We start from the raw sequence: 22,858 nt of genomic DNA, 5'->3' as shown, positions 1-22,858 counted from the left end.
AAGGAATACCGGGGAGCCCACATGCCGATCACCGCGCGCGATATCGAGAACCTGATCCGGGAGAGCTTTCCCGAGGCCAAGATCACGGTGCAGGGCGATGACGGGCAGCATTTCGCCGCCGAGGTGATCGACGCGAGCTTCAAGGGCATGAACCGGGTACAGCAGCAGCGGGCGGTCTATGCCGCGCTGAAGGGCAAGATGGATGGCGCGCATGGAGAGCTTCATGCGCTGGCGCTGACGACCAAGGCGTCGGAGTGAGATGAACCCGCATACGGCGCAATGGTTGGTGGACCATGCGCCGTGGGCGGTGCCGATAGTCGTGGGCTTTTTCCTGTGCGGGTCGCTGGTCTGGCTTGCAACGGAAGGCAGAGGGCTGTGGAAATATGGGCCGAGATGGTGGCGGGTGACGCGGAAGCGTGATCTGTCGCAGTTCAAGAAGGAACGGGAAAATGAGCGCTGAAGCACAGATCCGCGAGACGATCGAGAAGAACGACGTGGTGCTGTTCATGAAGGGCACCAAGATGATGCCGCAATGCGGGTTTTCGTCCCGCGTGGCGGGGGTGCTGAACTATATGGGCGTGAATTTCGCCGATGTGAACGTGCTGGCGGATGCGGACATCCGTCAGGGCATCAAGGATTTCAGCGACTGGCCGACGATCCCGCAGCTTTACGTGAAGGGCGAATTCGTGGGCGGCTGCGATATCGTCACCGAGATGACGCTGTCGGGCGAGCTGGATGCGCTGTTCGAGGCGAAGGGCGTGGCCTTCGACAAGGACGCGGCGAACAAGATCCGCGAGGCGAATGCCTGATCAGGCGTTCCGCGTGTGAGGAAAGGCCCGCCTTTTGGCGGGCTTTTTCGTTTCAAATGCCTGAGTAGAGAAGATCGAAGGCGCGGGTGATCTGGTCGCGAAGATGGGCGTAATTGCCAACCCTTTCGCCCATCCATCCGAGACGGGCCGTACCCAGCAGGTTGAGCATGACGCGATATTCGCGCTCGGCGAAATTGAGAGGAACGGAAAGACGGTCAAGCGACGAGACGCCCCCTTTGCCCGTCGGCACGACCGAAGCAAAGACCCGGGTATCGAGCGTGTCGACGGCATCGCTTTGCAGCACCAGCAGCAGACTTCCCTGTGGATCGCGATAGAGGTCGAACTGTTCCGCCATTTCAATCACACGATACGGACTGAAGCGTTGGGAATACCGTTTTCCTCGATCCAGCGGTTATAGGCCGCGATGTCGGCGGCGTTCTCTTCCTTCCAGCGGCGGGCGCGTTCGGCGCGGACCTGGGCGAGGATGCCCTCCTCGGCGGCGCGGGAAAGGTTGATGCCAAGGGCGCGCGCCTCATCCAAGAGGGCCGCGTCGAGGGTCATGGAGGTGGCGCGGCGGGTGGCGGTCATGGCGGGTCTCCGGTTGCTGAGGGCAGCATACCGCAGAACATACCGCATCAAAAGCGGTATGCGCCTAGCCTTGTTTGCAGGAGAGGATGGCGGTTTCGGTTCCGGCCTCGCCATCCTTCCAGTAGAGCGTGGCCTCTGCCCCCTTGGTCCACCAGACATAGCCGGACCCGCCGGAGGGCCAGCCATAGCGGGCACCGGAGGCGGCGGGTTCGTCGTAGAGCAGGATCTGCGACCCATCGACATGCAGGACCACCAGCGACAGGTCGTCAGCATTCACATAGACGACCGGCACCGTCACGTCGCGGTCGCAGAGATAGCTGCCGTTCTGCACCTGTGTCTCGGCCAGCGCGGGGCTGGAGAGCAGGAGCAGCGCCAAGGCCGCGCGCCGCATCATGCCGCGCCCCGCGCCTCGTCCAGCCTCTGGGCCAAGGCCTCGGCCCGGGCGGCGATCTCGGCCAAGGTTTCGGTCACCTGCGGGGGGATGACCGGCACCTCGACACGGGTCTCGGGGCGGGCCTCCAATTCGGCGAGCCGCGCCTTCAGGGTGCGGATCTCATCCTCGACCGCTGCCGTCTTGTCGGCCAGCATGAGGCCGGCCATGAGGAGCATCTTCGCCTCGGGCAGGCGGCCCATATGGGCGACGAGCGGCTGGGCCTCGGCATCCAGCATGGCAGCGGCGGAGCGCAGGAAATGCTCCTCTCCCTCTTGGCAAGCGACGGCGAAAGCGCGGCCGCCGATAGTGACGGTGAGTTCAGGCATCGGCGCGCTCCTCGGTGATCAGGGGGGTGAGTTCGGAGAGGATCTCGTCCATCTCGGCCACTTCGGACAGGCGGGTCACGCGCATCGCTTCGAGTTCGGCCATCATGGCGCGGTTGATCTGATCGGGATCGGCAAGGTTCGCGGCCTGCGAGCGGCGCAGTCCGCGCAGGTTTTCGCGCAGTTGCACCACGGTCTTGCGCATGCGCTGCATTTCAAGCCCCTGCACGTCGAGTTGCGCGGTCATCCGGTCGAGCCGGGCCTGAAGGTCGGCGGCATCGGCGGGCACGTCCACCGCCATGGGGGCGGCGGATTGCGCCTCTTCCAGTTGGGCGCGGAGGTCGGCATTGGCCTGACGTTCGGCCTCCAATGCGGCGGTGAGATCGGCGATGATGTCATCCTTCGCGGCGGCATCCTCGGCTGGCGGCGGTGCGGCGGTGACCGCCTCGATCCCGTCGCCGATGCGCTGCAAGGCGGCGGCGATGCGGCGTTCCAGTTCGGCCAGATCCTGCATGTCGAAGCCCTTCTGTCCTGCGTGTCGTTTCTTTTCGTTCTTGGTCCGGTCTGCCCCGGATCGGCGGGCCAGAGCGGCGACGCGCGAATCGCGCGGCACCGTTCTGAGCCGGAGTGTAGCGCAAGAATAAGGCGCAACTCACCTCTTTGCACCCAAGGGCTTGCGGGGATTGCTTGATCTTGCTGGCGGGGTTGCCTAAAGCGGGGCCGTAAAACCCCACTCACTGACAGGATCACGGCCTTGGATATCGAGACGCTCCGCGCCCGCCACCCGGACCACTGGAAGCGCGCCTGCGCGATCCGCACCTTGACGCTGGATGCCGTGGCGGCGGCGAATTCGGGGCATTCCGGGATGCCGATGGGCATGGCCGATGTGGCGACGGTGCTGTTCGAGAAGCATCTGAACTTCGATCCCGCCGCGCCGCGTTGGGCCAACCGCGACAGGTTCATCCTGTCGGCGGGGCACGGGTCGATGCTGATCTATTCGCTGCTGTACCTGACCGGCTATGCGGACATGACGCTGGAGCAGGTCAAGAACTTCCGCCAGTGGGGCGCGATCACGGCGGGGCATCCGGAATTCGGGCATGCGGCCGGGGTGGAGACGACGACCGGGCCGCTGGGTCAGGGGATCGCGAATGCGGTCGGTTTCGCGATGGCCGAGGAAAACCTGCGGGCGCGCTGGGGGGCGAAGATCGTCGATCACTACACCTATGTGATCGCGGGCGACGGCTGTCTGATGGAAGGCGTTTCGCAGGAGGCGATTGCTCTGGCGGGCAAGCAGCAATTGAGCCGCCTGATCGTGCTGTGGGATGACAATGGCATCACCATCGACGGAAAGGTGTCGATTGCCGACGTGACGGACCAGAAGGCGCGGTTCGCGGCGTCGGGGTGGAACGTGCTGTCCTGCGACGGGCATGATCCGGAGGATATCGACCGTGCCTTGACGGCTGCGAAGGCGTCGGACAAGCCCACCATGATCGCCTGCAAGACGCATATCGCACTGGGCCATGCGGCGCAGGACACGTCGAAGGGTCACGGGGCGCTGACGGATGCCGCGCAGATGGCGGCGGCGAAGGCGGCTTATGGCTGGGAATACGGTCCGTTCGAGATTCCGGCGGATGTGAAGAAGGCCTGGGAAGCCAAGGGCGCGCGTGGCGCCAAGGCCCATGCCGAATGGCATGCGCGCTTCGCCGCGCTTTCGGCGGCGAAGCAGGCGGAGTTCACGCGGATTTTCGCGGGCGAGGCCCCGGCAAAGCTGGCTTCGGTCATTCGCGGGGTGAAGAAGGCGGCGGTTGAGAGCCTGCCGAAGCTGGCAACCCGTGCGGCATCCGAGAAGGTGCTGGCTGCCGTCAATCCGGTCATGACGGAAACCATCGGGGGGTCGGCGGACCTGACCGGGTCGAACAACACCAAGACCGCCGATCTGGGCGTCTTTACCCCCGAGGATCGCAAGGGGCGTTACGTCTATTACGGCATCCGCGAACACGGGATGGCGGCGGCGATGAACGGGATGGCGCTGCACGGGGGCGTGCGCCCCTATGGCGGGACCTTCATGTGCTTCACCGACTATGCGCGCCCGTCGATGCGTCTGTCGGCGCTCATGGGGCTGCCGGTCGTCTATGTGATGACCCATGACTCCATCGGTCTGGGCGAGGATGGCCCGACCCACCAGCCGGTGGAACATCTGGCAATAAGCCGCGCGACGCCGAACACGCTGGTGATCCGCCCCGCCGACATGGTGGAGACGGCGGAGGCGTGGGAAGTGGCGCTGACGCAGAAGGCGACGCCCACCGTGCTGGCGCTGAGCCGTCAGAACCTGCCTGCGGTGCGCAAGGCGCATGTGAACCAGAACCTCGTCGCGAAGGGGGCATATGTGCTGGCCGAGGCGACGGGGAAGCGTCAGGTCATCCTGATCGCGACCGGGTCCGAGGTGGAGATCGCGCTGAAGGCGCGCGATGCCCTGGAGGCCGAGGGGATCGGGACGCGCGTGGTGTCGATGCCGTCGATGGAACTCTTCGCGCAGCAGGACGAGGCCTATCGCAAGCGCATCCTGCCGGGCGGACCTGTGCGGGTGGCCATCGAGGCGGGTGTGCGTCAGGGCTGGGACCGCTGGCTGCTGGGTGAGCGCGGGAAAGAGACGAAGGCCGGATTCGTGGGCATGTCGTCCTTTGGCGCATCGGCCCCGATGGAGCGGCTTTACAAGGAATTCGGCATCACGGCGGAGAATGCCGTGGCGGTGGCGAAGTCGCTGCTCTGACCTGATGTCCTTGGGGATGTTTGGAGGCCGCGCCTAGTGCGCGGCCTTCTTCTTTCCGGTGACGGCGGCGATCAGGGGGCCGATCACCCGCGTGGCGACAGGGATCAGGACGACGCCAAGGATCAGGCCGAAGATGCCGTCGAAGAAGGCGGTGACGGCCCAAGCGACGAAGCCCTGTGCGGTGCCGAGGGCAGAGGCTGTGGCATCGGCGATGTGGTGGATCGTTTCATAAGGCCAGGCCCAGAGATGCGTCACCTCAAGCCCGTGGATGACGATGTTGCCGCCGACCCAGAGCATCGCCGCGGTGCCGACCAGCGACAGGAAGGCCATGAGCTTGGGCATCCCCAGCACCAGCCCACGCCCGAGCGCGCGCCCTGCCCCGGTGCGGCCCGTGGCGGCCATGTGCAGGCCCATGTCATCCATCTTCACGATCAGCGCCACCGCGCCATAGACCGCGACGGTGATCAGCGCGCCCACCACGGCCAGCGTGACGGCCTGCATCGCGAAGCTTGGGCTTTCGATGGTGGCCAGCGCGATGGTCATGATCTCGGCCGACAGGATGAAGTCGGTCTTGATGGCGCCAGCGACCTTCTCCTCTTCCAGATGGGCGGGGTCCTGCGTGTCGTAATCCTCGGCCACCTGATCGTCGGCATGGGGGGCGAAGGCGTGGACGACCTTTTCGGCCCCTTCGAAGCAGAGATAGGCACCGCCCAGCATCAGGAGGGGCGTGATGGCCGCCGGGAGGAAGTGGTCGAGGGCAAGGAGCGCGGGCAGGAGGATCAGAAGCTTGTTCCGCATGGAGCCAAGCGCGATGCGCCAGATGATGGGCAGTTCGCGGTCGGCGGAAAAGCCGTGGACGTATTTCGGCGTCACCGCCGCGTCGTCGATCACCACGCCTGCAGCCTTTGTCCCGGCCTTGGCGGCGGCGGCGGCGATGTCATCGACAGAGGCGGCGGCGAGTTTGGCGATGGCGGCGACGTCATCCAGAAGGGCGAGCAGACCACTCATGCAAATCTTCCCTTGTTCCTATGCGTTCTTCCTATCCCGGCTGCGGCCTTTTGGCAAAGGTCACGGGATGTTAGCGCAAACCTTGGATGTTTGCGTTAACATGTTGATTTTGCGTCGCTTTTGGACTTTTCGACTCTGCCGCCCTTGGGTAAGCGCAAAGCATCCCACGGTATGCAACGGCATGGAGCGGCAGGCATGACCATCACCATCGGCATCAACGGTTTCGGGCGCATCGGGCGTTGCACGCTGGCGCATATCGCGGAAAGCGCCCGCAATGACGTGCAGGTGGTGGCGATCAATGCCACGGGGCCGATCGAGACGAATGCCCATCTGCTGAAATACGACTCGGTGCATGGGCGGTTCCCCGGCACGGTGAAGGTGCGGGAGAACACGCTGGATCTGGGGCGCGGGCCGATCCGGGTGATGTCGACCTACAATCCGGAGGAGTTGGACTGGGACGGCGTGGATGTCGTGCTGGAATGCACGGGCAAGTTCAACGACCGCGACAGGGCGGCGGTGCATCTGGGGCGCGGGGCGAAGCGGGTGCTGGTGTCGGCCCCGGCCAAGCGGGCGGACAAGACGGTGGTCTATGGCGTGAACCACCGCAGCCTGACGGCGGAGCATCTGGTGGTTTCCAACGGGTCCTGCACGACGAACTGTCTTGCGCCCTTGGCCAAGGTGCTGAACGACGCGATCGGGATTGAATCGGGGATCATGACGACGATCCATTCCTATACCGGCGATCAGCCCACGCTGGACCGGCGGCACAAGGACCTGTATCGCGCCCGCGCCGCCGCCATGGCGATGATCCCCACCAGCACGGGCGCGGCGAAAGCTTTGGGCGAGGTTCTGCCGGAACTGGCCGGGCGGTTGGATGGGACCGCGATCCGGGTGCCGACGCCGAATGTCAGCGCGGTGGACCTGACCTTCGTCGCGGGCAAGTCCGTGACGGTGCAGGACGTGAACGAGATCGTGCGCGAGGCGGCGGCGGGCTACATGGGCATGGTGCTGGCCTATGACCCGGAACCGAAGGTTTCGATCGACTTCAACCACACGCCGCATTCGTCTATCTTCGCCCCGGACCAGACCAAGGTGGTCGGCGGCCGCACGGTGCGCGTGCTGGCGTGGTATGACAACGAGTGGGGCTTCTCCTGCCGGATGGCCGACGTGGCCGGGGTGATGGGGCGGCTCCTCCACTGATGGAGGGGTCGTGACCGACCGCATCGCACTGATCCTTGCCCTTGCCGTGATAGGGCTCGTCATCGCGGATATCGTCGGGAATGGCGGCGAGGCGCTGCTGTTCCTGATGAGAAAGTTCTTCGTCTTTATCGAATTCTTGGCATTCTGGCGCTGAGCAGGGCAGAGTCGGGTTGAACTTTTACCCGTTCTGCGGATGTTAGCGCTATCGCGGCGCGGGATTCGCCGTGGAAATCCATTCGGAGGGAATGCCATGACCGTCAAAGTCGCCATCAACGGGTTCGGCCGGATCGGGCGCAACGTGCTGCGCGGGATCATCGAGTCGGGCCGGAAGGACATCGAGGTCGTGGCGATCAACGATCTGGGTCCGGTGGAGACGAATGCGCATCTGCTGCGGTTCGATTCGGTGCATGGCCGGTTCCCGGCGCAGGTGACCACGGGCGAGGACTGGATCGATGTGGGGCGCGGGCCGATGAAGGTGACCGCGATCCGCAATCCGGCGGACCTGCCTTGGGGCCATGTGGATATCGTGATGGAATGCACGGGCATCTTCACCTCCAAGGAGAAGTGCCTTGCCCATCTGGAGAACGGGTCGAAGCGCGTGCTGATCTCGGCCCCCGGCGACGGGGCGGACAAGACCATCGTCTATGGCGTGAACCACCACACGCTGACCAAGGATGACGTGGTCGTCTCCAACGCCTCTTGCACCACGAACTGCCTGTCGCCGGTGGCGAAGGTGTTGAACGAGGTGGTGGGCATCGAAAAGGGGATGATGACGACCATCCATTCCTATACCGGCGACCAGCCGACGCTGGATACGATGCACAAGGACCTGTATCGCGCCCGCGCCGCCGCACTGTCGATGATCCCGACCAGCACGGGGGCGGCGAAGGCCGTGGGTCTGGTGCTGCCGGAGCTGAAGGGCAAGCTGGACGGTTTCGCGATCCGCGTGCCGACGCCGAATGTTTCCGTCGTGGACCTGAAATTCATCGCCAAGCGCGCGACGAGCGTGGAAGAGATCAACGCGGCGATCAAGGCGGCGGCGGATGGGCCGATGAAGGGCATCCTCGGCTATACCGAGTTCAAGAACGTCTCGTCCGACTTCAACCATGACCCGCATTCGTCGGTCTTCCACATGGATCAGACTAAGGTGATGGATGGCACCTTCGTGTCGATTCTGTCTTGGTATGACAATGAATGGGGCTTCTCGAACCGGATGGCCGATACTGCCGTGGCGATGGGCAAACTGATCTGATTTCTGCCCGTCACGCGTCTTTGTTGCAGGCCGGTCATATGTTGTGACCGGCCTTTGCTTTTGTTTCCGTCGCAAAGACTTAACTAGGACGTCATGGATCTTATCGTCGTCATCGCGATTCTGAGCGGGCTGTTTCTGGCCATCGCTCTGGCGGAGCCGCTTGCCGCGCGGCTGCGGCTGCCTGTGCCCGTGATCCTTGTCGGCCTTGGCATGTCCATCGGCGCGGGGGCGGCGTGGTTCTGGCGCACCGAGATGACCGATGCGCTGAACCCCGTGGCGCTGGCTATCCTGAGCCTGCCCATCTCATCGGATGTGTTCATCTATGTGCTGTTGCCGATCCTGCTGTTTCAGGTGTCGCTGACGCTGAACCTGCGGCGGTTGATGGATGACTGGGTGCCTGTGCTGTCGCTGGCGGTGATCGCCGTCTTCGTGGCGACGGTGGTGATTGCGATGGCGCTGATGCCCTTTACCACGCTGCCGGTGCTGGCCTGTCTGCTGCTGGGGGCCATCGTTTCGACAACCGATCCTTCGGCGGTCGTGGGCATATTCCGCGCCACCCCTGCCCCGCAGCGCCTTGCCCGCATCGTCGAGGGGGAGAGTCTTCTGAACGACGCGGCGGCCATCGCGCTGTTTTCGGTCTTTCTCTCGGCCCTTGTCATGCGCGAGACGGAGCCGGAGCCCTTGACCGTGCTGATGCAACTGCCTTGGGTGATCGGGGCCGGGGCGACAGTGGGCTGGGCGCTGGCGCGGGTGGCGATGTCGGCCATGGCGCGGATGAACCCGTGGCCGCTGGCGCAGCTTTCGGTCAGTTTCGCTCTGCCCTTCGCCACCTTCCTGATCGTGGACCAAATGCTGGCCGCATCGGGCGTGGTGGCGGCCGTGGTGGCGGGGATGACGGTGAACTTCCTGTCGCCCGGTCGTCTTGCGCCCCCTGCGCTGGCCTTCCTGCGCGAGGCGTGGAACCTGCTGGCCTATTGGGCGGGGGGGATGATCTTCGTCCTTGCCGCGCTTCTGGTGCCGAGCGCGCTGGGGCAGGCGCGGGCGCATGACTTCCTGCTGGTGGCGGTGGTGGTGGTTGCGGCCTTCGTGGCGCGGGCGGTGATCCTTTGGGGCCTGCTGCCGCTGCTGACGCTGGCGCGGCTGTCGCCGAAGGTGGAGCGGCCCTATCGCATCGCCATCCTCTGGGGCGGCCTGCGCGGGGCGGTGACGCTGGCGCTGGCGCTGGCGGTCACGGAGAACCCGGCGATCCCGTTCGAGATCAAGCGGCAGGTGGGTATCGTGGCGACGGGCTTCGTGCTGTTCACGCTTTTGGTGCAGGGCACGACGCTGCGCCCGTTGATCGGCTGGCTGGGGCTGGACCGGCTCTCGCCACTGGATCGCGCGCTGTCGGATCAGGTGGTGGCGGTGGCCTTGCAGGATGTGCGCGAAACGGTCGCCGAAACCGTGCGCAGCTTTGACCTGACGCCCGCCATCATCCGCGAAGAGGCCAAGCGGTTCGGCGAAAGGCTGAACCGTGCGGTGGAAAAGGCCGACGAGGCGCAGGACATTCTGGACAAGGACCGCGTGACGCTGGGCCTTGTCGCCATGGCGGGGCATGAGCGGGACCTTGTGCTGTACGCCTTCCGCGACGGGTTCATTTCGGACCGGACGGCGGAACGGATGCTGACGGATGCCGACCGCCTGATCGAGGCGACGCGGACGGCGGGGCGCGGCGGCTATCGCGCGCAGGCGCGGCGGGCGCTGCGGCGGGGGCGGCTGCTGGGACTTGCGGAATGGGCGCATAGCCGGTTCCGATTGACGGCAGGGTTGCAGAGCCTGATCGCGGACCGGTTCGAATTCCTTGTCGCGCATCAGCAGATGCTGCGCTTCCTGATCACCTTCACCGAAAAGCGCATCCTGCGCATCCATGGCAAGCGGGTGGCGGCCCTTCTGGCCGACCTTCTGCGCTGGCGGATGGAGGAGGCCGGGCGCGAGATGGAGGGGCTGCGCATCCAGTTCCCCGGTTATGCCGAAGAGGTGGAGCGGCGGCTGATCCGGCGCCTCGCGCTGCGGCAGGAAGAGGTGGAATATGATCAGCTTACGCAGGACGGGCTGATCGGGCCGGAACTGCGCCTGTCGCTGCAGCAGCGCATCGCGGAAGAGAGGGCAAAGCTGGCGACACGGCCAAAGCTCGACCTTGCGGTGCAGCGGGTGGATATCCTGCGGGGCTTTGCGCTGTTTGCCGCGCTGGACGAGGCATCGTTGAAGCAGCTTTCGCGGCGGATGAAGGCGGTCTACGCAGCGCCGGGGGATGTTCTGGTGCGCAAGGAGGCCCTGCCCGACCGCGTCTGGTTCGTGGCGCGCGGCGCGGTGGAGGCGGAGATCGCGGGGACGCGGCATCTGTTGGGACAGGGTGAGATGTTCGGTCACCTGTCGGTGCTGCAGAAGCGGCCAAGGCGGGCCACCGTGCGCGCGCTGAGCCATACGATGCTGCTGACCCTTCAGGAACAGGAATTCGTGGCGCTGATGGCGCAGGTGCCCGATCTGGCGGCGGCCGTGAAGGCCAGTGCGGAGAAGCGCGGGGTGATCGTGGATCTGCCCGCCCCCTCGGGCCCCAAGGCCGCGCGCCATCTGATGGCGCGGCTGCGCTGAGGCTTGCATTCTGCGCGCAAGCCATGCGCCAGACGCATGGCGGCATCCCCGCCATGGCGGTTGTTAGCGGTAACGAACGCGCCCATCTTCACGGCATGCCGAAGGGATAACCGAGAAGCCCTTGGCAGGTTCGTGAAAGGAACGAGACATGAAACTGATCGACACGCTGAAGGCCGCCGCCGCAACCCGCGCGCTGTATCGCCAGACCCGCGACGAGATCGCCCGGATGCCGCGGGATGTGGCACTGGACCTTGGGATTTTCCCGGAGGATGCGGATCGCATCGCCTGGGCTGCCGTCTACGGCAAGTAAGACCCGCGCCATACCGGCACGGTGGAAGGGGGCCCCTGCGGCCCCCTTTTCACATCTCAGGCAAAGCGCGCCTTCAGCGCGGCCTCGACGGGTGGTGTCACGAATTTCGAAACGTCGCCGCCAAGCCGGGCGATTTCCTTCACCAGTTTCGACGCGATGGCCTGACGGCGGGCATCGGCCATCATGAAGACCGTCTCGATGCTGGCATCCAGCGCGCGGTTCATGCCGACCATCTGGAATTCATATTCGAAATCCGCCACCGCCCGCAGGCCCCGCACGATGACGCTGGCCCCCACGTCGCGGGCGCAATCGATCAGCAGGTTCTCGAAGGGATGGACGACGATCTCGCCCCCGGTCTTGGCCTGGATCGTCGCGCATTCGGCCTGCACCATGGCCACCCGTTCCTCGAGCGAGAAGAGCGGGCCCTTGTCGCGGTTGATCGCCACGCCGATCACCAGACGGTCGACCAGCGCCATGGCGCGCTGGATGATGTCGACATGGCCCAGCGTGATGGGGTCGAAGGTGCCCGGATAAAGGCCGATGCGCATGGGTCCACTCCCCCTTGGTCGCGTGGATGCACGCAACATTATTGCGCGGATGAGCGCAAGACCCAAAGCGCCTGAAGCCGGGATGTCAGAAGCCCTTGATCATCCCTTCCAGCGCGTCCTTTTCCATGGCGAGTTCGGTGAGACGCGCCTTGACCACGTCGCCGATGGAGATGAGGCCCACCATCTGGTTGCCGTCCATCACCGGCATGTGGCGGAAGCGGCCATCGGTCATCTTCTGCAGCACGTCATTGGCGCGATCCTCGCGGCGGCAGCCGATGGTGTTCGCCGTCATGATGCTGTCCACGCTGTCGGCAAGGCAGGCGGGGCCGCGGCGACCAAGTTCGCGCACGATGTCTCGTTCCGACACGATGCCCGAAACCCGCTTGCCATCGGGCGAGACGATCACCGCCCCGATACGGCGGGTGGACAGCGTTTCGGCCACTTGTGCGACGGATGTTCCGGGCGGCACGGTGACGACGCCGTCATCGGCCTTGGTCTTCAGGATCTGGCTGACAAGCATGGGCTCCTCCCTCTTCCCTCGTTGTCAGAATGATGGTGCGCGTGCATCCGGCGTCTGTCAACGAAACTGTATGGCTTTACAGAGCCATGGCTTGCGGGGAGGATATGGCCGCTGTCTGGCCGGGGTGCGACGATGCGGGTGATGATGGGACTGGTTCTTGCGGCGGGTCTGGCCCTGCCCGCCATGGCGCAGGAGATGACGGCCACGACGCGCGCCTATGGGCGGGTGGTGGCCTTTCCCTTGGCCGAGGGCTTTGTCGGAGCCTATGAGAACGAGGCGGATGGAAGCTATCTGCTGGAATTCGTGCCCCAAGGAGAAAGCGTCGAGGAGTGGTCGCAGATGATCACCCTGTCGGCGGCGGAAGGGCTGGCGCGCAACCTGCCCGAGCCTTTGGATGTGGCCTCAACCATCGGCGCGGGGTTCCGCGAGGCCTGTCCCGAAACCTTCTGGGGATCGGATGAGGGCACGCAGGAGGTGTCCGGGGCGGAGGCGGCGCATCTGGTGATGTTTTCCTGCGGCAATGCGGGCGGGTATTCGGAAAGCGCGCTCATCCTCGTGGCGGTCGCTGGGGCGGATGTCTTTACCCTGCAATGGGCCGCGCGCGGAGAGGCCGCATCCGGCCAGACCCTGCCCGGCATGGCCGAGTGGCGGCCAAGGGGCGAGGCGCTTCTATCCCTGCGCCTCTGCCCGGTGGTAGAGGGGGAGGAGGCGCCCTACCCTTCCTGTCTCGAATAAGCCTCCAGCCGCGCGACCTCGCGCCGCAGGCCTTGCGCCAGCAGATCGGCAAAGCGGTTCAGACGCGCCACGCGCCCGTCATCGGCATGGCGGATCAGCCAGAAACTGCGCGTCAGCGCCACCTGTTCGGGGATGATCCGCCTCAGTTCCGGCGCGGCGGGAAGGGCGAAGTCATGCACCACGCCGACCCCTGCCCCAGCGCGCAGCCAGTTCAACTGCACCGAGACGGAATTGGAGGCCAGCGCCACCGTCCCGGCCCCCAGTTCGGCCAGGTAGTCGAGTTCCTTGTCATGGATCATGTCGGGGATATAGCCCACGAGGCGGTGGTGGCGCAGGTCCTGCGGCCCGGTCAGGGGGGCCGAGCGGGCAAGGTATTCGGGATGGGCGGCAAGGTGCAGGCGGTAATCGGTCAGTTTCTGCACGGTCAGGCGGCCCGCCGTCGGGCGGCTTACGGCGATGGCGAGATCGGCCTCGCGTTTCGACAGGTTGAAGACGCGGGGGAGTGCCACGATCTGGACCTCGAGGCCGGGATTGGCGTCGCAGATTTCCGCAAGCACCTGCGGCAGCAGATAGTTGGCGCAACCATCCGGCGCGCCGATGCGGATCTGGCCCGACAGGCCCTCGGGGCCGCTGAGCGCCTCGCGCGCGCCGTCCAGCGCGGTTTCGGCGCGTTCGGCATGGGGCAGAAGGCGGGTGCCCTCCTCGGTCAGGGCATAGCCTTGCGGGGATTTGGCGAACAATCGCGCGCCCATCGCCTCTTCCAGCCTTGCGATGCGGCGGCCAACGGTGGCCGCGTCGATCTTCAGCCGCTTGCCCGCGCCGGACAGGCTTTCGCTGCGGGCGACGGCAAGGAAGATGCGGAGGTCGTCCCAGTCCATTCGCGGTTGTCCTGCATTTTTGCAAAGCCTGTTTGAGTTCTTTCCTCTGTTTGCGGCATTTCCGCAAGGCTATTGTGCCGCCAACGCATTGAGGGAGGATCCCATGAAAGAGATCGGTCACTGGATCAACGGCAAGCATGTGAAGGGCACGTCGGGCCGTTTCGCCGACGTCTTCAACCCGGCGACGGGTGAGGTGCAGGCGCGTGTCGCGCTGGCGACCAAGGCAGAGCTGGATGCGGCCACTGCCGATGCCGCCGCCGCACAGGTGAAATGGGGGGCCACCAACCCGCAGCGCCGCGCGCGGGTGATGATGGAATTCGTGCGCCTTCTGAACCGCGACATGCAGAAACTGGCCGAGGTGCTGTCGTCGGAGCATGGCAAGACCGTTCCGGACGCCAAGGGCGACATCCAGCGCGGGCTGGAGGTGATGGAATTCTGCATCGGTGCGCCGCATCTGCTGAAGGGCGAGTTCACCGATAGCGCAGGCCCGGGGATCGACATGTATTCGATGCGCCAGCCCATCGGCGTGGCGGCGGGGATCACCCCGTTCAACTTCCCGGCGATGATCCCGATGTGGAAGATGGGCCCGGCGCTGGCCTGCGGGAATGCCTTCATCCTGAAACCGTCCGAACGCGACCCTTCGGTTCCCCTGATGCTGGCGGAGCTGATGCAGGAGGCGGGGCTGCCCGATGGCGTGCTGCAGGTGATCAACGGCGACAAGGAGTCGGTGGACGCGATCCTTGATAACCCGATCATCGCAGGGATCGGCTTCGTCGGGTCCACCCCTATCGCGGAGTACATCTACGGGCGCGGCTGTTCCAACGGCAAGCGCGTGCAGTGCTTCGGCGGGGCGAAGAACCACATGATCATCATGCCGGATGCCGACATGGATCAGGCGGCGGATGCGCTCGTCGGTGCAGGCTATGGCGCGGCGGGCGAACGCTGCATGGCGATCTCGGTCGCGGTGCCGGTGGGCGATGCGACGGCGGATGCGCTGATCGAAAAGCTGATCCCGCGGATCGAGAAGTTGAAGGTCGGGCCCTATACCGCCGGAAACGATGTGGATTACGGCCCCGTCGTCACGGCGGCGGCGAAGGCAAACATCCTGAAGCTGGTCGAATCCGGCGTGGCGCAGGGGGCGAAGCTGGTCGTGGACGGGCGGAACTTCAAGCTGCAGGGATACGAGGACGGGTTCTTCGTCGGGCCGCACCTGTTCGACCATGTGACCCGCGACATGGACATCTACAAGAAAGAGATTTTCGGGCCCGTCCTGTCGACCGTCCGCGCCAAGACCTATGAGGAGGCGCTGGCCTATGCGATGGACCATGAATATGGAAACGGGACCGCGATCTTCACGCGCGACGGCGATACGGCGCGCGATTTCGCGGCGCGGGTGAACGTGGGCATGATCGGGATCAACGTGCCGATCCCGGTTCCGCTGGCCTATCACACCTTCGGCGGCTGGAAGAAGTCGGCCTTCGGCGACCTGAACCAGCACGGGCCGGACGCGTTCCGCTTCTACACGCGGACGAAGACCATCACCTCGCGCTGGCCGTCGGGGATCAAGGAAGGCGCGAGCCTGAACTTCAAGCCGATGGATTGATCCATCCGCCGGACTATCTGCAAGGGGCCGCCTGAAAGGGCGGCCCTTTTCGCATGGGGCTTGATCGGAGCGGGTTGTGCTGGTCTCTTGCCACTGTCGGTTTGGATGGTGGCCTGATGGACTGGATGGCGGAACTGGGGGCGATACAGCCCGAGACACGCGCGGAGCTTGCCCATTTGCAGAAGCGGAGCCTGCCGCGCGGCCTTGACCTGTTTGCCCCCGGCGACCGGGCGCAGGGGTTTCCCGTGGTGCTGTCGGGGCGGGTGGAGGTCTATCTGACCGGGCCTTCGGGACGGGAAATCCTGCTTTACGCCGTCGAGGCGGGGCAAAGCTGCATCCAGACGACGCTGGGCCTGATGGGGGACGAACCCTATAGCGGCACCGCCGCCACCGTCAGCGAGGCCGAAGTGGTGACCATCCCCAAACCCCTGTTCCTGCGCCTGATGGACCGTGACGCGGCCTTCCGCGGCTTTGTCCTGCGGTCCTTCGGGCAGCGCATGGCCGACCTGACGCGCCTTCTTGAATCGGTGGCCTTCGGGCGGGTGGAGGCGCGGCTGGCAGGCGTCCTGCTGGATCTGGCCGAGGGCGGCGTGGTGCGGGCGACGCAATCCGACATCGCGGCGCGGATCGGATCGGCGCGCGAGGTCGTTTCACGCAAGCTGGACGCCTTTGCCAAGGCGGGTTGGGTGACGACGGACCGTGGCGAGGTCGTCCTGCGGGACGAAGCCGCCCTGCGGCGGGCGCGCGGAAATTGAGAACCGCGCGCGCCCTGTGATCAGGTCACAGACAAGACATTCATGATTCGCTATCCTTTCTGCATGTCCCCGGAGCTGGGGCAAAAGAGGGAAAGGGAACCATCATGCTGAAGAAGAATGTCGGTGGAATTGACCGGGTGCTGCGGATCGTGGTCGGGCTGGCGCTGCTGGCGGGGTTCTTCCTGAACGCCGACGCGGCCTATCGCTGGGCCTATCTCATCGGGATCGTGCCGCTGTTGACGGGGGTCATGTCGACCTGTCCGCTCTACTCCATACTCGGCCTGTCGACCTGCCCGATGAAGAAGGCCTGACCGACGTCACGCCGGAAAAGGATGCGCCGCCCAGACGGGCGGCGCGTCCCTCATTCCGCGGCCACGCGGCGGGGTTTCAGCATATCCTTGAGATAGCGCCCGGTATGGCTGCGCTCCACCTTGGCCACATCCTCGGGCGTGCCTTCGGCCACGATCTGCCCACCGCCATCGCCGCCCTCGGGGCCGATGTCGATGATCCAGTCGGCGGTCTTGATGACATCAAGGTTGTGTTCGATCACCACGACCGTATTGCCCTGTTCGACAAGTTCATGCAGCACTTCAAGAAGCTTGCGCACATCCTCGAAATGTAAACCTGTTGTCGGTTCGTCGAGGATGTAGAGTGTCCGCCCCGTCGCGCGCCGCGACAGTTCCTTGGACAGCTTCACCCGCTGCGCCTCGCCGCCTGACAGGGTCGTAGCCTGCTGGCCCACCTTGATGTAGCCAAGCCCGACCTGACAGAGCGCATCCATCTTTTCACGGATCGCGGGAACCGCCTGAAAGAAGCTTTGCGCATCCTCGCAAGTCATATCAAGAACGTCGGATATGCTCTTGTTCTTGAACTTTATTTCCAAAGTTTCCCGATTGTATCTCTGCCCCTTGCAGGTTTCGCAGGTGACATAGACGTCGGGCAAAAAATGCATCTCGATCTTGATGACACCATCGCCTTGGCAGGCCTCGCAGCGCCCGCCTTTGACGTTGAAGCTGAACCGTCCGGGCTGGTAGCCCCGCGCCTTGGCTTCGGGCAGGCCCGCGAACCAGTCGCGGATCGGTGTGAAGGCCCCCGTGTAAGTGGCTGGATTCGAACGCGGAGTCCGGCCGATAGGGCGCTGGTCGATGTCGATGACCTTGTCGAGATGTTCGAAACCCTTGATCGTCTCGCAAGGTGCCGGGGTTTCCCGCGCGCCGTTCAGGCGCATGGCGGCGGTCTTGAAGAGGGTTTCGATGGTAAGGGTGGATTTCCCCCCGCCTGACACGCCCGTTACGCAGACGAACTTGCCCAAGGGGAAGTCGACGGTAACGTCCTTGAGGTTGTTGCCCGTGGCGCCGACGACGGTGAGTTTCTTGCCATTCCCCTTGCGGCGGGTCTTCGGCACCGCGATCTCGCGCTGGCCTGACAGGTATTGGCCCGTCAGGCTGACCGGATCGGCGGCGACTTGCTGGGGCGTGCCGTGGCTGACGACGCGGCCGCCGTGGACGCCCGCGCCGGGGCCGATGTCGAAGACGTAGTCGGCTTCGCGGATCGCGTCTTCGTCATGTTCCACGACGAGGACGGTATTGCCTTGGTCGCGCAGGTTTTTCAGCGTGGTCAGCAGGCGGTCATTGTCGCGCTGGTGCAGGCCGATGGAGGGTTCGTCGAGGACGTAGAGGACGCCCGTCAGTCCGGAGCCGATCTGCGATGCCAGACGGATGCGCTGCGATTCCCCGCCCGACAGGGTGCCCGCGTTGCGCGAAAGCGTCAGGTAGTCGAGGCCGACATTGACAAGGAATCCAAGGCGTTCGCGGATTTCCTTCAGGATGGCGCGGGCGATTTCGTTCTTCTGGTTCGTGAGGTGGTCGGGAACCGTGCCGATCCAGGCAAAGGCTTCCTTGATCGACATGCGGACGACTTCGCCCACATGCAGGCCCGCGATCTTGACAGCCAGCGCCTCGGGTTTCAGGCGGTAGCCGTGGCAGGTGCCGCAGTTTCGGTTGTTCTGATACCGCTCGAACTCCTCGCGCACCCAGGCGCTGTCAGTTTCGCGGTAGCGGCGTTCCATGTTGGGAATGACGCCTTCGAAGACGCGGGAGACCTCGTAGATGCGGCCGCCTTCGTCATAGCGGAACCTGATCTCCTCATCGCCGGAGCCATAGAGGAAGAGTTGCTGGACATGCGCGGGCAGGTCCTTCCACTTCTTCTTGGGGTCGAATTCGTAGTGCTTGGCCAGCGCCTGAATGGTCTGCGTGAAATAGGGGCTTTTCGATTTCGCCCAAGGTGCCAGCGCGCCCTGCATCAGGGTCAGGCCCTGATCGGGTACGACGAGGCGGTCGTCGAAGAAAAGCTCCACCCCGAGGCCGTCGCAGGCCGGGCAGGCCCCGAAGGGCGCGTTAAAGGAGAAGAGGCGCGGTTCGATTTCGGGGATGGTGAAGCCCGACACCGGGCAGGCGAAGTTTTCCGAATAGGTGATGCGTTCGGGGTCGCCCTCCGCCGGCGCGGTTTCGAGGATCGCGATACCGTCGGCAAGGTCCAGCGCGGTGCGGAAACTGTCGGCGAGGCGCGTCTCGATCCCTTCGCGCACGACGATACGGTCGACCACCACGTCGATGTCATGGCGGAACTTCTTGTCCAGAGTGGGCGGTTCCTCAAGCTCGTAGAACTGCCCGTCCACCTTGACCCGCTGGAAGCCCTGCTTGCGGAGGTCGAGGAATTCCTTCTTGTACTCCCCCTTCCGGTCGCGGACGATCGGCGCCAGCAGATAGGCGCGCGTGCCTTCCGGCATGGCCATGACGGCATCCACCATGTCCTGCACCTGCATCGCGGTGATGGGCAGGCCGGTGGCGGGGCTGTAGGGCGTGCCGACGCGGGCGAAGAGCAGGCGGAGGTAGTCGTAGATCTCCGTCACCGTGCCCACGGTGGAACGGGGGTTCTTCGACGTGGTCTTCTGTTCGATGGAGATGGCGGGGGACAGGCCCGAGATATGGTCCACGTCCGGTTTCCCCATCATGTCGAGGAATTGCCGCGCGTAGGCCGAGAGCGATTCGACATAGCGGCGCTGCCCTTCGGCATAGATCGTGTCGAAGGCGAGCGATGACTTGCCGGAACCCGACAGGCCGGTGATGACCACAAGCTGATCGCGGGGAATGTCGAGATCGACCCCCTTCAGGTTATGCTCGCGCGCCCCGCGCACTTCGATGAACTTCTGTTCGGCCATGCCACACCCCCGGACGGATGCGGCAGAGATAGGGCATCGCGGGCGAGTCTCCAATCCAAAAATGTGAACATTCCATGAACAAGTCCAATCCCAACCGGGAAGTCGCCCGGCATTTCATCAACTGAGCGTTGCCCTCTTTACATATTCATTTTTTGCAATATGTTTGCGGCAAGATTTTCCCATGGAAAGGATATGCCATGATTGCGATCACTTCGGTTCCGCAGGCCATCGATCTGGCGAAACAGGGGCGGCTGACGCTGCTCGACGTGCGCGAGACGGGCGAGGTTGCGGCCTCCGGCACGGCGAAGGGGGCGGTGCATATCCCGCTGGGCCTGCTGCCCCTGAAGGCTGATCCCCGCTCTCCCGACTTTGACAAGCGGTTGGCGGGCAAGCCCGTCGCCGTCTTCTGCGCGGCAGGCGCGCGGGCGGGGCGTGCAGTGGCGCTGCTGGAACAGTTCGGGCATGAGGCCGTGAACATCGGCGGTTTCGGCGATTGGTGCGGCTGCGGCGGCGAGGTGCAGCCTCACGCCTGACGCGCCCGCCTGCGCGCCTGCAGCAGATGCACCGCGATGCCCGCAAGGCACAGCGGCAGACAAAAGGCGATGAGGCCGGAAGGCCCCATCGCCCCCACCATCAGCGCAAGCACGGGCGTCCCGGTCGTGGTGCCCACATTGCCCAGTTGCGCCACCGCGCCCGAGGCCCGGGCGCGGTCCTCCGCCGCCGGATTGAGTTGCGGGATGGAGGCGAAACTCGCCCCCTGCACGATCCCCATCGCGCCGGCCAGAAGGAAGGCCGCGACCAGCGCAATATCCCCCTGCCCCCAGCCCAGCCACAGCATCAACGTGGCCAGCACCCCGGCGGCATAGCCCACCTGCACCATGCCGACCGCCGTCAGGTAGCGCAGCCCCCAGACCCCCAGCGTCAGTGACACGGCGATGGAGAAAAGCGGCATTCCCGCCGCGGCCAGCGCGCGCTGGCCTTCCGGCAGGAGGGGCGGCAACAGGGTCAGGAGCGCCACATAAAGCGCGGTATAGAAGACAAAGCCCAAGGCAGGGGCCGCGATCCGGGGCGAGGCATAGATGGCCAGATGCTGCACAATCAGCCCGCTGCCCATGGTCAAGCTGGGCGCGGGCGGGTCATCGGGCAAAAGCAGGCGCAGGACCACGGCAAGTGCTGCCATCCATGCGGCATGGGTCAGGAACAGGGGCGTGATGCTGCCCTCAGCCAGAAGCGGTGGCCCGATGATCGCCAGCAGCGCATAGGTCACGCCGAAGAAGCTGCTCCACAGAGTCATCGCCAGCCCCTGATGACGCGGGGGGGCAATGCCCGCGATCATCGTCGGGCCCACGACGACGATGGCCAGATGCGAGACCCCCTCCAGCACCCGTGTCAGGATCAGCCCTGCATAGGGCAAGGGCAGCACCTGCACCGCCGAGACGGCAGCGCCAAGCGCCAAAGCCGCCACGATGGCCCGGCGCGGCCCGATGCGGGCGACCAGAAGCCCCGCCGTGGTGCCGAAGATCAGCCCGACGATGCCGACGATGGACACGATCAACCCGATCCCCGCCGCCCCCTGTTCCGGATAGCGCGCGGCCATCAGGTCGAAGGCGACCGACAGCTTGCCGAATTGCGCCGCCGATCCCAGCCCTGCCAGCCAGATCGCCAGCACCGTCACGACAGCGCGCATCCCCGCCCCTTCATCCGTTTTCAAATATCCTCGGGGGGAGGGCCGCAAGGCGGCCCGTGGGGGGCAGACAGCCCCCCTCCCCGGCCCGGCACCGGGCGCGGCGTCAGAAGTGCAGCGCGCGGCCGTAGGCGTCAAGCACCGCCTCGTGCATCATCTCGGACAGCGTCGGATGCGGGAAGACGGTGTTCATCAGGTCTTCTTCGGTCGTCTCCAGCGCGCGGCCCACGACGTAGCCCTGTATCAGCTCCGTCACTTCCGCGCCCACCATATGCGCGCCGAGGAGTTCGCCGGTCTTGGCGTCGAAGACGGTCTTGATCATGCCTTCCGATTCCCCCAACGCGATGGCCTTGCCATTGCCGATGAAGGGGAAGCGGCCGACCTTGATGTCGTAACCCGCCTCTTTCGCCTTCGCTTCCGTCAGGCCGACCGATGCCACTTGCGGGTGGCAATAGGTGCAGCCCGCGATGGAGTTGGGCTTGATCGGGTGCGGATGCTTGCCCGCGATCAGTTCGGCGACCATGACGCCTTCGTGGCTGGCCTTGTGCGCCAGCCAGGGCGCGCCCGCGATGTCGCCGATGGCGTAGAGGCCCTCGACGCCCGTGCGGCAGTATTCGTCGGTGATGACATGGGTGCGGTCGATCTTCACTCCCAAGGCTTCCAGCCCGAGGTTTTCCACGTTGCCGACGATGCCCACGGCGGAGATCACCGTGTCGAAGTCATGTGTCTCGATCTTGCCGCCCACCTCGATATGCGCGGTCACGCCGACGCCCGGCTTGCGGTCCAGTTTCTTCACGCCCGCCTTTTCAAGGATCTTCATTCCCTGCTTGACGAATTGCTTCTTGGCGAAGGCGCTGATGTCGGCATCCTCGACGGGAAGGATGCGGTCCATCACCTCCACCACGGTCGTATCCGCGCCCAGCGTGTTGAAGAAGGAAGCGAATTCGATGCCGATGGCGCCGGAGCCGATGACGAGCAGTTTCTTCGGCATGCGCTTGGGTTGCAGCGCGTGCTTGTAGGTCCAGACGAGGTCGCCATCCGCCTCCAGCCCCGGCAGTTCGCGGGCGCGCGCGCCGGTGGCGAGGATGATGTGCGGGGCGGTGAGGTCTTCCACGCCCTTGTCGGTCTTGACGCTGACCTTGCCCTTGGCGGTGACGGTGGCCTGTCCCATCACAACGGCGATCTTGTTCTTCTTCATCAGGTGGCCGATGCCCGACGACAACTGCTTCGCCACCCCGCGCGAGCGGGCGACGACGGCGGGCAGGTCATAGCCGATCCCGTCCGCCTTGAGCCCGAATTCCTTGGCGCGGTGCATCAGGTGGAACACTTCCGCCGACCGCAGCAAGGCCTTCGTGGGGATGCAGCCCCAATTCAGGCAGATGCCGCCCAGATGTTCGCGTTCGACGATAACGACCTTCTGGCCCAGTTGCGCCGCCCGTATCGCGGCGACATAGCCGCCGGGACCTGCACCGATCACGATCACATCATAGGCTGCGGCCATGGGTTTCCTCCCTCAAAGAAATTGGTTTGGCCTTAAACTATTTTTCCCACCCAAGCAACGAAGGCCGCGCCGGGGGCCTATGCACGGGCT

General features: G+C 65.0%; 26 protein-coding genes. 14 read left to right on the top strand and 12 right to left on the bottom strand.

The features are described from left to right. Positions 1-21: 21 nt before the first annotated feature. From TabM4_RS08750 to grxD, 3 genes are read left to right on the top strand one after another with little or no spacing between them, the layout of a single operon-like run. Complete coding sequence (locus TabM4_RS08750) at positions 22-258, top strand: BolA/IbaG family iron-sulfur metabolism protein (protein ID WP_434621282.1); 237 nt, start codon at positions 22-24, stop codon at positions 256-258. A gap of 1 nt (position 259) precedes the next feature. After that, positions 260-460: a hypothetical protein gene (locus tag TabM4_RS08745; RefSeq protein WP_434621279.1), complete on the top strand. Its 201-nt coding sequence runs from the start codon at positions 260-262 to the stop codon at positions 458-460. Next, positions 450-809 (top strand): Grx4 family monothiol glutaredoxin, encoded by a 360-nt coding sequence (gene grxD / locus TabM4_RS08740; RefSeq protein WP_161760157.1) that lies wholly within the window; start codon positions 450-452, stop codon positions 807-809. Before TabM4_RS08745 ends, grxD begins: the two co-directional genes overlap by 11 nt. A 52-nt stretch (positions 810-861) precedes the next feature. Here grxD and TabM4_RS08735 read toward each other — a convergent pair whose 3' ends face one another. The 5 genes from TabM4_RS08735 to TabM4_RS08715 form a co-directional block, all read right to left on the bottom strand. Continuing rightward, the gene (locus TabM4_RS08735) at positions 862-1,164 is read right to left on the bottom strand and encodes a CcdB family protein (protein ID WP_434621276.1); all 303 of its coding nucleotides are present in this window, start codon (positions 1,162-1,164) and stop codon (positions 862-864) included. Positions 1,165-1,169: 5 nt separating this feature from the next. Continuing rightward, positions 1,170-1,397 carry a type II toxin-antitoxin system CcdA family antitoxin gene (locus tag TabM4_RS08730; RefSeq protein ID WP_434621273.1) on the bottom strand — a complete coding sequence of 76 codons (228 nt, stop codon included), beginning with the start codon at positions 1,395-1,397 and terminating at the stop codon, positions 1,170-1,172. 64 nt (positions 1,398-1,461) lie between these two features. After that, the gene (locus TabM4_RS08725) at positions 1,462-1,791 is read right to left on the bottom strand and encodes an MliC family protein (protein ID WP_434621270.1); all 330 of its coding nucleotides are present in this window, start codon (positions 1,789-1,791) and stop codon (positions 1,462-1,464) included. Then, positions 1,788-2,156 carry a cell division protein ZapA gene (locus TabM4_RS08720; RefSeq protein ID WP_434621267.1) on the bottom strand — a complete coding sequence of 123 codons (369 nt, stop codon included), beginning with the start codon at positions 2,154-2,156 and terminating at the stop codon, positions 1,788-1,790. Before TabM4_RS08720 ends, TabM4_RS08725 begins: the two co-directional genes overlap by 4 nt. After that, on the bottom strand, positions 2,149-2,766 hold the full coding sequence (locus tag TabM4_RS08715; protein WP_434621264.1) for a hypothetical protein: 618 nt from the start codon (positions 2,764-2,766) through the stop codon (positions 2,149-2,151). Before TabM4_RS08715 ends, TabM4_RS08720 begins: the two co-directional genes overlap by 8 nt. 141 nt (positions 2,767-2,907) lie before the next feature. Between TabM4_RS08715 and tkt the strand changes: the two genes are divergently transcribed. Then, positions 2,908-4,923 carry a transketolase gene (gene tkt, locus TabM4_RS08710; RefSeq protein WP_434621261.1) on the top strand — a complete coding sequence of 672 codons (2,016 nt, stop codon included), beginning with the start codon at positions 2,908-2,910 and terminating at the stop codon, positions 4,921-4,923. A gap of 33 nt (positions 4,924-4,956) precedes the next feature. On the opposite strand, the gene TabM4_RS08705 is transcribed toward tkt, so the two are convergent. Further along, a complete protein-coding gene (locus TabM4_RS08705; RefSeq protein ID WP_434621258.1) occupies positions 4,957-5,931 on the bottom strand; it encodes a DUF808 domain-containing protein in 975 nt (324 codons plus the stop codon). Between the two features lie 195 nt (positions 5,932-6,126). Between TabM4_RS08705 and gap (TabM4_RS08700) the strand changes: the two genes are divergently transcribed. From gap (TabM4_RS08700) to TabM4_RS08680, 5 genes are all read left to right on the top strand, one after another. Continuing rightward, positions 6,127-7,131: a type I glyceraldehyde-3-phosphate dehydrogenase gene (gap, locus tag TabM4_RS08700; RefSeq protein WP_434621255.1), complete on the top strand. Its 1,005-nt coding sequence runs from the start codon at positions 6,127-6,129 to the stop codon at positions 7,129-7,131. A 10-nt stretch (positions 7,132-7,141) separates the two neighbouring features. Continuing rightward, positions 7,142-7,285: a hypothetical protein gene (locus TabM4_RS08695; RefSeq protein WP_434621253.1), complete on the top strand. Its 144-nt coding sequence runs from the start codon at positions 7,142-7,144 to the stop codon at positions 7,283-7,285. A gap of 96 nt (positions 7,286-7,381) precedes the next feature. Beyond that, positions 7,382-8,383: a type I glyceraldehyde-3-phosphate dehydrogenase gene (gene gap, locus TabM4_RS08690; protein WP_434621250.1), complete on the top strand. Its 1,002-nt coding sequence runs from the start codon at positions 7,382-7,384 to the stop codon at positions 8,381-8,383. A 93-nt stretch (positions 8,384-8,476) separates the two neighbouring features. After that, complete coding sequence (locus TabM4_RS08685; RefSeq protein ID WP_434621247.1) at positions 8,477-11,014, top strand: cation:proton antiporter; 2,538 nt, start codon at positions 8,477-8,479, stop codon at positions 11,012-11,014. 148 nt (positions 11,015-11,162) lie between these two features. Beyond that, positions 11,163-11,324 (top strand): hypothetical protein, encoded by a 162-nt coding sequence (locus TabM4_RS08680; protein WP_434621244.1) that lies wholly within the window; start codon positions 11,163-11,165, stop codon positions 11,322-11,324. A 56-nt stretch (positions 11,325-11,380) separates the two neighbouring features. Here the strand turns inward: TabM4_RS08680 and coaD are convergent, their stop codons facing one another. Further along, complete coding sequence (gene coaD, locus TabM4_RS08675; protein WP_434621241.1) at positions 11,381-11,872, bottom strand: pantetheine-phosphate adenylyltransferase; 492 nt, start codon at positions 11,870-11,872, stop codon at positions 11,381-11,383. A gap of 85 nt (positions 11,873-11,957) precedes the next feature. Then, a complete protein-coding gene (locus TabM4_RS08670) occupies positions 11,958-12,392 on the bottom strand; it encodes a CBS domain-containing protein (RefSeq protein WP_434621238.1) in 435 nt (144 codons plus the stop codon). A 141-nt stretch (positions 12,393-12,533) separates the two neighbouring features. Here TabM4_RS08670 and TabM4_RS08665 point away from each other — a divergent pair, with 141 nt between their 5' ends. Continuing rightward, positions 12,534-13,127 carry a hypothetical protein gene (locus tag TabM4_RS08665; protein ID WP_434621235.1) on the top strand — a complete coding sequence of 198 codons (594 nt, stop codon included), beginning with the start codon at positions 12,534-12,536 and terminating at the stop codon, positions 13,125-13,127. On the opposite strand, the gene TabM4_RS08660 is transcribed toward TabM4_RS08665, so the two are convergent. Next, positions 13,106-14,005: a LysR family transcriptional regulator gene (locus tag TabM4_RS08660; RefSeq protein ID WP_434621232.1), complete on the bottom strand. Its 900-nt coding sequence runs from the start codon at positions 14,003-14,005 to the stop codon at positions 13,106-13,108. The genes TabM4_RS08665 and TabM4_RS08660 overlap by 22 nt on opposite strands. A gap of 103 nt (positions 14,006-14,108) precedes the next feature. Between TabM4_RS08660 and TabM4_RS08655 the strand changes: the two genes are divergently transcribed. From TabM4_RS08655 to TabM4_RS08645, 3 genes are all read left to right on the top strand, one after another. Then, positions 14,109-15,608: a CoA-acylating methylmalonate-semialdehyde dehydrogenase gene (locus TabM4_RS08655; protein WP_434621229.1), complete on the top strand. Its 1,500-nt coding sequence runs from the start codon at positions 14,109-14,111 to the stop codon at positions 15,606-15,608. A gap of 116 nt (positions 15,609-15,724) precedes the next feature. Further along, entirely contained in the window at positions 15,725-16,363 is a 639-nt protein-coding gene (locus TabM4_RS08650; protein WP_434621980.1) for a Crp/Fnr family transcriptional regulator, read from the top strand. Positions 16,364-16,467: 104 nt separating this feature from the next. Continuing rightward, a complete protein-coding gene (locus TabM4_RS08645) occupies positions 16,468-16,674 on the top strand; it encodes a YgaP family membrane protein (RefSeq protein WP_434621226.1) in 207 nt (68 codons plus the stop codon). Between the two features lie 50 nt (positions 16,675-16,724). Here TabM4_RS08645 and uvrA read toward each other — a convergent pair whose 3' ends face one another. Next, the gene (uvrA, locus tag TabM4_RS08640) at positions 16,725-19,583 is read right to left on the bottom strand and encodes an excinuclease ABC subunit UvrA (protein WP_434621223.1); all 2,859 of its coding nucleotides are present in this window, start codon (positions 19,581-19,583) and stop codon (positions 16,725-16,727) included. Between the two features lie 197 nt (positions 19,584-19,780). Between uvrA and TabM4_RS08635 the strand changes: the two genes are divergently transcribed. After that, entirely contained in the window at positions 19,781-20,116 is a 336-nt protein-coding gene (locus tag TabM4_RS08635) for a rhodanese-like domain-containing protein (protein WP_434621220.1), read from the top strand. On the opposite strand, the gene TabM4_RS08630 is transcribed toward TabM4_RS08635, so the two are convergent. Together TabM4_RS08630 and lpdA are read right to left on the bottom strand one after the other, a co-directional pair. Next, a complete protein-coding gene (locus TabM4_RS08630) occupies positions 20,107-21,270 on the bottom strand; it encodes an MFS transporter (RefSeq protein ID WP_434621218.1) in 1,164 nt (387 codons plus the stop codon). The genes TabM4_RS08635 and TabM4_RS08630 overlap by 10 nt on opposite strands. Positions 21,271-21,373: 103 nt before the next feature. Continuing rightward, a complete protein-coding gene (gene lpdA / locus TabM4_RS08625; RefSeq protein WP_434621215.1) occupies positions 21,374-22,768 on the bottom strand; it encodes a dihydrolipoyl dehydrogenase in 1,395 nt (464 codons plus the stop codon). Positions 22,769-22,858: the final 90 nt, after the last annotated feature.

Origin of the sequence: Tabrizicola sp. M-4 (assembly GCF_051132405.1) — a bacterium.
Classification (GTDB): Bacteria; Pseudomonadota; Alphaproteobacteria; order Rhodobacterales; family Rhodobacteraceae; genus Paragemmobacter.
Note: the sequence above shows the minus strand (reverse complement) of the source record. Positions and strands in the feature narration are given on the sequence as shown.

Bases quoted from the DNA above. Each gene is read 5' to 3' on its own strand.
- TabM4_RS08750 (WP_434621282.1), top strand. From the start codon at position 22: ATGCCGATCACCGCGCGCGATATCGAGAACCTGATCCGGGAGAGCTTT.
- TabM4_RS08745 (WP_434621279.1), top strand. From the start codon at position 260: ATGAACCCGCATACGGCGCAATGGTTGGTGGACCATGCGCCGTGGGCG.
- grxD (WP_161760157.1), top strand. From the start codon at position 450: ATGAGCGCTGAAGCACAGATCCGCGAGACGATCGAGAAGAACGACGTG.
- TabM4_RS08735 (WP_434621276.1), bottom strand. From the start codon at position 1,164: ATGGCGGAACAGTTCGACCTCTATCGCGATCCACAGGGAAGTCTGCTG.
- TabM4_RS08730 (WP_434621273.1), bottom strand. From the start codon at position 1,397: ATGACCGCCACCCGCCGCGCCACCTCCATGACCCTCGACGCGGCCCTC.
- TabM4_RS08725 (WP_434621270.1), bottom strand. From the start codon at position 1,791: ATGATGCGGCGCGCGGCCTTGGCGCTGCTCCTGCTCTCCAGCCCCGCG.
- TabM4_RS08720 (WP_434621267.1), bottom strand. From the start codon at position 2,156: ATGCCTGAACTCACCGTCACTATCGGCGGCCGCGCTTTCGCCGTCGCT.
- TabM4_RS08705 (WP_434621258.1), bottom strand. From the start codon at position 5,931: ATGAGTGGTCTGCTCGCCCTTCTGGATGACGTCGCCGCCATCGCCAAA.
- gap (WP_434621255.1), top strand. From the start codon at position 6,127: ATGACCATCACCATCGGCATCAACGGTTTCGGGCGCATCGGGCGTTGC.
- gap (WP_434621250.1), top strand. From the start codon at position 7,382: ATGACCGTCAAAGTCGCCATCAACGGGTTCGGCCGGATCGGGCGCAAC.
- TabM4_RS08685 (WP_434621247.1), top strand. From the start codon at position 8,477: ATGGATCTTATCGTCGTCATCGCGATTCTGAGCGGGCTGTTTCTGGCC.
- TabM4_RS08680 (WP_434621244.1), top strand. From the start codon at position 11,163: ATGAAACTGATCGACACGCTGAAGGCCGCCGCCGCAACCCGCGCGCTG.
- coaD (WP_434621241.1), bottom strand. From the start codon at position 11,872: ATGCGCATCGGCCTTTATCCGGGCACCTTCGACCCCATCACGCTGGGC.
- TabM4_RS08670 (WP_434621238.1), bottom strand. From the start codon at position 12,392: ATGCTTGTCAGCCAGATCCTGAAGACCAAGGCCGATGACGGCGTCGTC.
- TabM4_RS08665 (WP_434621235.1), top strand. From the start codon at position 12,534: ATGATGGGACTGGTTCTTGCGGCGGGTCTGGCCCTGCCCGCCATGGCG.
- TabM4_RS08660 (WP_434621232.1), bottom strand. From the start codon at position 14,005: ATGGACTGGGACGACCTCCGCATCTTCCTTGCCGTCGCCCGCAGCGAA.
- TabM4_RS08655 (WP_434621229.1), top strand. From the start codon at position 14,109: ATGAAAGAGATCGGTCACTGGATCAACGGCAAGCATGTGAAGGGCACG.
- TabM4_RS08650 (WP_434621980.1), top strand. From the start codon at position 15,725: ATGGACTGGATGGCGGAACTGGGGGCGATACAGCCCGAGACACGCGCG.
- TabM4_RS08645 (WP_434621226.1), top strand. From the start codon at position 16,468: ATGCTGAAGAAGAATGTCGGTGGAATTGACCGGGTGCTGCGGATCGTG.
- uvrA (WP_434621223.1), bottom strand. From the start codon at position 19,583: ATGGCCGAACAGAAGTTCATCGAAGTGCGCGGGGCGCGCGAGCATAAC.
- TabM4_RS08635 (WP_434621220.1), top strand. From the start codon at position 19,781: ATGATTGCGATCACTTCGGTTCCGCAGGCCATCGATCTGGCGAAACAG.
- TabM4_RS08630 (WP_434621218.1), bottom strand. From the start codon at position 21,270: ATGCGCGCTGTCGTGACGGTGCTGGCGATCTGGCTGGCAGGGCTGGGA.
- lpdA (WP_434621215.1), bottom strand. From the start codon at position 22,768: ATGGCCGCAGCCTATGATGTGATCGTGATCGGTGCAGGTCCCGGCGGC.